The organism is uncultured Acidovorax sp. (assembly GCF_964021665.1).
In the GTDB taxonomy this organism is placed as follows: domain Bacteria; phylum Pseudomonadota; class Gammaproteobacteria; order Burkholderiales; family Burkholderiaceae_C; genus Acidovorax; species Acidovorax temperans.
The window spans coordinates 1-5,329 of the sequence record NZ_CAXIAK010000139.1; the positions used below are offsets into that span (position 1 = coordinate 1).

Annotated in this window: 5 protein-coding genes; 4 read left to right on the forward strand and 1 reads right to left on the reverse strand. The window is 57.4% G+C overall.

Features of this window, described 5'->3' with window-relative positions:
* Positions 1-192: 192 nt before the first annotated feature.
* The 3 genes from AADJ04_RS17490 to AADJ04_RS17500 all read left to right on the forward strand — a co-directional run bounded on the left by AADJ04_RS17490 (position 193) and on the right by AADJ04_RS17500 (position 3,508).
* Positions 193-1,176 carry a DUF932 domain-containing protein gene (locus AADJ04_RS17490; RefSeq protein ID WP_341240393.1) on the forward strand — a complete coding sequence of 328 codons (984 nt, stop codon included), beginning with the start codon at positions 193-195 and terminating at the stop codon, positions 1,174-1,176.
* A gap of 134 nt (positions 1,177-1,310) precedes the next feature.
* Positions 1,311-2,357, forward strand: a complete 1,047-nt coding sequence (locus AADJ04_RS17495; protein ID WP_341240394.1) for a YqaJ viral recombinase family protein — start codon at positions 1,311-1,313, stop codon at positions 2,355-2,357.
* A gap of 80 nt (positions 2,358-2,437) precedes the next feature.
* Positions 2,438-3,508, forward strand: a complete 1,071-nt coding sequence (locus tag AADJ04_RS17500; RefSeq protein ID WP_341240395.1) for a phage capsid protein — start codon at positions 2,438-2,440, stop codon at positions 3,506-3,508.
* 385 nt (positions 3,509-3,893) lie between these two features.
* Here AADJ04_RS17500 and AADJ04_RS17505 read toward each other — a convergent pair whose 3' ends face one another.
* Positions 3,894-4,982: an IS5 family transposase gene (locus AADJ04_RS17505; RefSeq protein WP_341240396.1), complete on the reverse strand. Its 1,089-nt coding sequence runs from the start codon at positions 4,980-4,982 to the stop codon at positions 3,894-3,896.
* 97 nt (positions 4,983-5,079) lie between these two features.
* On the opposite strand from AADJ04_RS17505, the gene AADJ04_RS17510 reads away from it, so the two are divergent.
* Positions 5,080-5,280 (forward strand): hypothetical protein, encoded by a 201-nt coding sequence (locus AADJ04_RS17510; protein ID WP_341240397.1) that lies wholly within the window; start codon positions 5,080-5,082, stop codon positions 5,278-5,280.
* The last annotated feature ends 49 nt before the right edge of the window (positions 5,281-5,329 follow it).

Below are 5,329 nucleotides of genomic sequence, written 5' to 3' on the forward strand. Positions count from 1 at the left end.
ACGATGGTGCTTGCAATTGCTCATTCGGGGTAGATGGGGTGGCTGGACGGATACGGACAACTACCAGTGTTTGGACTGCGGTCATGCATTCAACGGCCAGCACTCATTTGCTGGCTGTGACATCCCACAGTAAGTCACAGCCTCACCACTGTCTTGAACTTTCCACCTTTGATTCATTTAAGGAGCACACTCATGGCACACCTTATCGAAACCATGGCCTATACCGGCCAAACCCCTTGGCACGAACTTGGCAACGCTTTGCCTGCCAAACAAAGCATTGATGTCTGGGCACAAGCTGCAGGCATGGACTGGCGTATTCAAGAAACGCCTGTCCGTTATCTAGCCTCCAATGGAGATTCAGGACTCTCTGGCTTGTATGCCGAGCCCAAAGAGTTTCCTGAACAAAAAGTGCTCTACCGCAGTGACACTCAGGCACCACTGTCCGTAGTGGGCAGTCGCTACAACGTGGTTCAACCACGTGAGGTACTGGAGTTCTATCGAGACCTGACCGAAGTGGCTGGCTACGAGCTGGAAACTGCAGGCGTACTCAAGGCTGGCCGCAAGTTCTGGGCGCTGGCACGCACTGGTAAATCTGTCGCGTTGAAGGGCAATGATGTGGTCAACGGCTATTTGCTATTGGCAACGTCATGCGATGGATCTCTGGCTACCGTAGCCATGCCTACAACAGTGCGCGTGGTGTGTAACAACACACTGACGATTGCACTCAAGGATGGCGTTGGCTCCGTCAAGGTGCCCCACAGCACTACGTTCGACGCACAGGCCGTTAAACGCCAACTCGGTATCGCAGTTGGTCAGTGGGACAGCTTTATGTATCGCATGAAGACCTTGGCCGAGCGCAAGGTCAAGACCCATGAGGCGATGAACTACTTTCTCAAGGTGATCTGCAATACAGACAGTCACTCTGATTTGTCAGTCGGCTTGACCAATGAGCGAGCCTTGAAAAAGGTACAGATGCTTTATGAGGGCCACGGTCGAGGTGCAGAAATGCATGCAGCTAAAGACACTGCCTGGGGCTTGCTTTGCTCTGTGACCGAGTTCGTTGACCATGAAAAACAAGCACGCAGCCAAGACAACCGTCTGGATAGTGCTTGGTTTGGCCAAGGTGCTGTGATCAAGCAGCGTGCTTTGGACCACGCTTTGCAGCTGGTGTCTTGATCATGCTCAGACGCTGGCTTACATGGCCCTACTGGCCTTCTCCTCTGGGCTTTCCCATCTACTTTCCACCACCACGAACCGCCTTCTAAGGCGGTTTTTTATGCCCGCAATTTCTGCGGGTCAAGGAGATTTGTATGTCTGTTCACTTGCTCAGCAATGCCAATCTAGATCTGCAAAGTCTGTCTACCGCACGTGCACCTGCCACCCGCAAAGGGGCTGCTTTGCGCCTGGTCTCGACCAAGGATTTAACCAGAGACGATTGGCTGGAAGTTCGCCGCACAGGCATTGGTAGCTCCGATGCCGCTACAGCAGTGGGCCTTAACCCTTATCAGTCCCAGCTGGAGCTGTGGATGCATAAGACAGGCAAGGCTGACTTGCTGCCTGCTGTAGACCCCAACGATGACACCAGCCCCATGTTCTGGGGTACGTTGCTAGAGCCCATAGTGGCTGCCCACTACACCAAGCGCACAGGGAACAAGGTACGCCGTGTGAATGCCGTGCTGCAGCATCCAAAGCATCCTTGGATGCTGGCCAATGTGGATCGTGAGGTGGTTGGTTCATCCGAGGTGCAAATTCTGGAGTGCAAGACTGCAGGCATCCACGGTGCACGCCTTTGGAAGGATGGCGTGCCTGAGTACGTGCAGTTGCAGGTCATGCACCAGCTGGCCGTCACAGGCTACAAGGCAGCGGATGTGGCTGTACTCATTGGGGGACAAGAGCTGCGCATCTTCCGCATTGAGCGGGATGAGGCATTGATTGCCCGTTTGATCGAGATGGAGCGCGCATTCTGGCAACTGGTAGAAAGCAATACGCCGCCTCCCGGAGATGGCTCTGACAGTGCTGAGAAAGCGCTGCGCTGCCTCTATCCGAACAGCGTCGGTGAAGACGTGGACATGAGTGAAGACCCACAACTCAATGCCACGTTTGAAGCTCTGCTGCAGGCCCGTGAGCAGCTCGATACCGCACAGAAGAAGGAAGCACGTCTGCGCCAAGCCATTCAGATCCACATGGGCGAAGCTGGCAAGGCCACGTTTGCCTGTGGTGGCTCCGTGACTTGGCGACGCAGCAAAGACGGGCAAACGTTCGATACCGCGCAATTCGTCAAAGACCATCCAGACATAGCCAAAGCCTACTTAAGCACGCGTCCAGGCTCACGCCGGTTTTGTGTGTATCCAGCCTGAGCTGACAGCTCTTTCCATATAGCCCCGTTTCGCTCCCTGTGGCCTATGCCACCGGGAGCTTTCTTTTTTTGGAGCGAGACATGATCAAAGGTTTGATGATTACCCCACCGGTGATTGGCCGGATTTCGATTGGCAAGGTGGTTGAGAAGAACGGCAAGCGCCTACCTGAGAAGGACGATGAATTCACCATCACCACCCAAGTGCAGCAGCGGGGCCAGTGGGTGTTGCATCCTTTGGATGAGGCGTTGCGCCACAGTCCAGCACCTGGTCCAATTTGCAGCGGCATAAAAGAAGGCTCGGAGCCTTCTGATTTGCAAAGTGAGACGCCTGTTAGCGCTGCACCTGCTCGAACAGGCAAACGCTCACTCAAAGACAAGATGGGGGTGGCTGACGCTTCAGAGACGGTTGCACCAGCTACAGCCCAGCGCAAGCTGCGCAGCATCCCCGTGCGGGTGCTGTTCAATGACCCGGACCTGAATCTGCGGGCAGATTACTGCATGTTTGACCGCACAACGGCTCGCCCGGTGTGCGTGGGCAATGGCGAGAGCTGCAAGCGTGTAACAGGCCAAGGGCTGGAGGAGTTGGCCTGTTCAGGGCCGGATACCTGCCGGTTTGGGATGGGGCACTGCAAGCCCTATGGGCGACTGAATGTGAGCATCGGGGACGGTGATGAGCTTGGCAGCTTTGTATTCAGAACCACCGGCTTTAACAGCATCCGCACCTTGGTCGCCCGCCTGCAGTACTTCGCAGCCGTCCCTGGGGGACATCTGGCCTGTATGCCGCTGGAGCTCAAGCTGCGCGGCAAGTCGACCACGCAGTCGCATCGCTCAGCCATCTACTACGCAGACTTGGTGGTGCGCTCTGGGATGTCGTTGAATGCAGCCATTGAACAAGCCCACGCATTAGCAGCCGAGCGATTGGCTGCTGGTTTTAATCAAACCGCATTGGATGGTGCTGCACGCCTTGGCTTTGCGAATGGCAGCTTTGAAGATGCACCCGATGAAGCCGCTGAGATTCTGCAGGAGTTCTATCCCGATGACAGCCAAGCTCTGGCAGATGCTGCGACGGTAGCCACCCACGACAACGCCGCCTCTGCATCCCCTGTCCGGCTGCGCAATGGTACGCATAGTCCGTCTCCATATAGCCCGTGACTTCATAGCCCGTCGCGCTGAAACCCGTGTGTGTACACACCGTGATCCTTCACACCGTGTGCAGATGCACTGTGGTCAAGCCTGCTACGAAACGTAACCATTGCGCTCATGGCAAGCCAACCAATGACTGATGCAGACCGCTCTCCCGTGCTCAAGGCTTTCGGGCAAGCCGTACGTGCGTTTCGCAAAGCACAGGGGTTTTCTCAGGAAGGTTTTGCGCATTACTGCGGTTTAGCAGGCCGTTGAAAAAATGCTCATCGAACGCGCCAGGGTCGTGGATTTCGAAGAAGCGAGTCGTCCAGACGCGCCTACGAAGCGAATGCGAGGGCCATTTCGGCCTGTTTGCAGGCCGTTTTGCCCGTTTCGGGCGCACGTATCCCATGGCTCACGCATGATGCGCGTCCCACCAGCCGCCGATGCTGCCCATGCGCACCAGGTTGTAGGTGGCAAAGCACAGCAGGGCCTGGCCCGCGAGCTTGGCCTGGCCGATCAGCTTGGTCTTGGCCAGACCACCCACCGTCTTGATCCAGCCAAAGGCCTCCTCGATGCGCTTGCGCACCTTCAGACTGGTCTTGTAACCCTCGTGGCGCTTGATGCGGCCATCGACGGCCGAGTGCTTGTCCTTGGCCGCCACGTGTGGCGTGACCTTGAGCTTTCTGCAGCCCTTGATGAAGGCCTTGCTGTCGTAGCCTTTGTCGGCACCGACCGTGGCCCGCTTGTTCCTGTTGCCCCGGCGCCCCAACATGGCCAGCGCCGCTTCGCGCTCGCCAGTGCCATTGGCGTGTGTGATCTCCACATCCACGATCAGCCCGTTGCGGTTCTCCATGAGGATGTGCCCCATGTGGCACAGGCGGGACTTGTCACCCGTGCTCTTCTTGAACAACCGTGCATCGGCGTCCGTGGTGCTTTGGTGGGTGTCGTTGCAGCGCTCCTGCCCTTTGAAGTCCACCTCGGGGTTGCGTCCGGGCGGCGTGCCGCTGTCATCGTCTTTGCGCTTGAAGCTCTTGTGCGAGGCCCAGGCTTCGATGAGCGTGCCGTCCACGCTGAAGTGCTCGTCGCTGGCAAGCCGCCCCCACTGGGCGCTGAGCTTGACGCGCTCGAAGAAGGCACGGGCGAGGTCTTCGTTGAACAAGCGTTCGCGGTTGGCGCTGAAGGTGGAGTGGTCCCAGACTTTGTCCTCGATGTTCAGGCCCACGAACCAGCGGTACAGCAGGTTGTAGTTGACCGCTTCGACCAACTGGCGCTCACTGCGGATGGAGAACAGGATCTGCAGCAGCAGGGCCTTGAGCAGCATCTCGGGCGGCACCGAGGGGCGCCCACGGCGGGCATACACCGCTTCGAACTCGCTGTGCATCGTCGCCAGCAGCGCATCGACCACGGCGCGCAACTTGCGCAGCGGGTGTGCCGGTGGCACGCGCTCTTCAAGGCTGATGTAGCTGAACATCGCCCCCTGGAAGTCTTGGTTTCCTCTCATCTTTCTCGTCTGGGTCGTTCTTGGATGGCTTCAGATCGTAGCGGCCCACACCGGCGGCGGCGAAGGATTTTTCAACGGCCTGCTAGATCGAAGCTACATGGGTGGCGTTGAGCGGGGTGAGCGCAATGTGACGCTGGCCAATATGGAACGCATCATCGCTGCCCTGCACATGAAGCCCTCGGAGTTCTTTCTGGCACTCGATGCGGATTTCCGAGACATCAACGCGCAGCTCAAAACTGCGCAGTTGAATGGCTTTGCACCGCACTACCTGCAGAGCATCCCCCGCAAGCCCTCCTAGTCTTACTGTGTCATAAATGTGGCATCATGAATCCTCCCAATTCTTTTTG

Bases quoted from the DNA above. Each gene is read 5' to 3' on its own strand.
- AADJ04_RS17495 (WP_341240394.1), top strand. From the start codon at position 1,311: ATGTCTGTTCACTTGCTCAGCAATGCCAATCTAGATCTGCAAAGTCTG.
- AADJ04_RS17505 (WP_341240396.1), bottom strand. From the start codon at position 4,982: ATGAGAGGAAACCAAGACTTCCAGGGGGCGATGTTCAGCTACATCAGC.
- AADJ04_RS17510 (WP_341240397.1), top strand. From the start codon at position 5,080: ATGGGTGGCGTTGAGCGGGGTGAGCGCAATGTGACGCTGGCCAATATG.
- AADJ04_RS17490 (WP_341240393.1), top strand. From the start codon at position 193: ATGGCACACCTTATCGAAACCATGGCCTATACCGGCCAAACCCCTTGG.
- AADJ04_RS17500 (WP_341240395.1), top strand. From the start codon at position 2,438: ATGATCAAAGGTTTGATGATTACCCCACCGGTGATTGGCCGGATTTCG.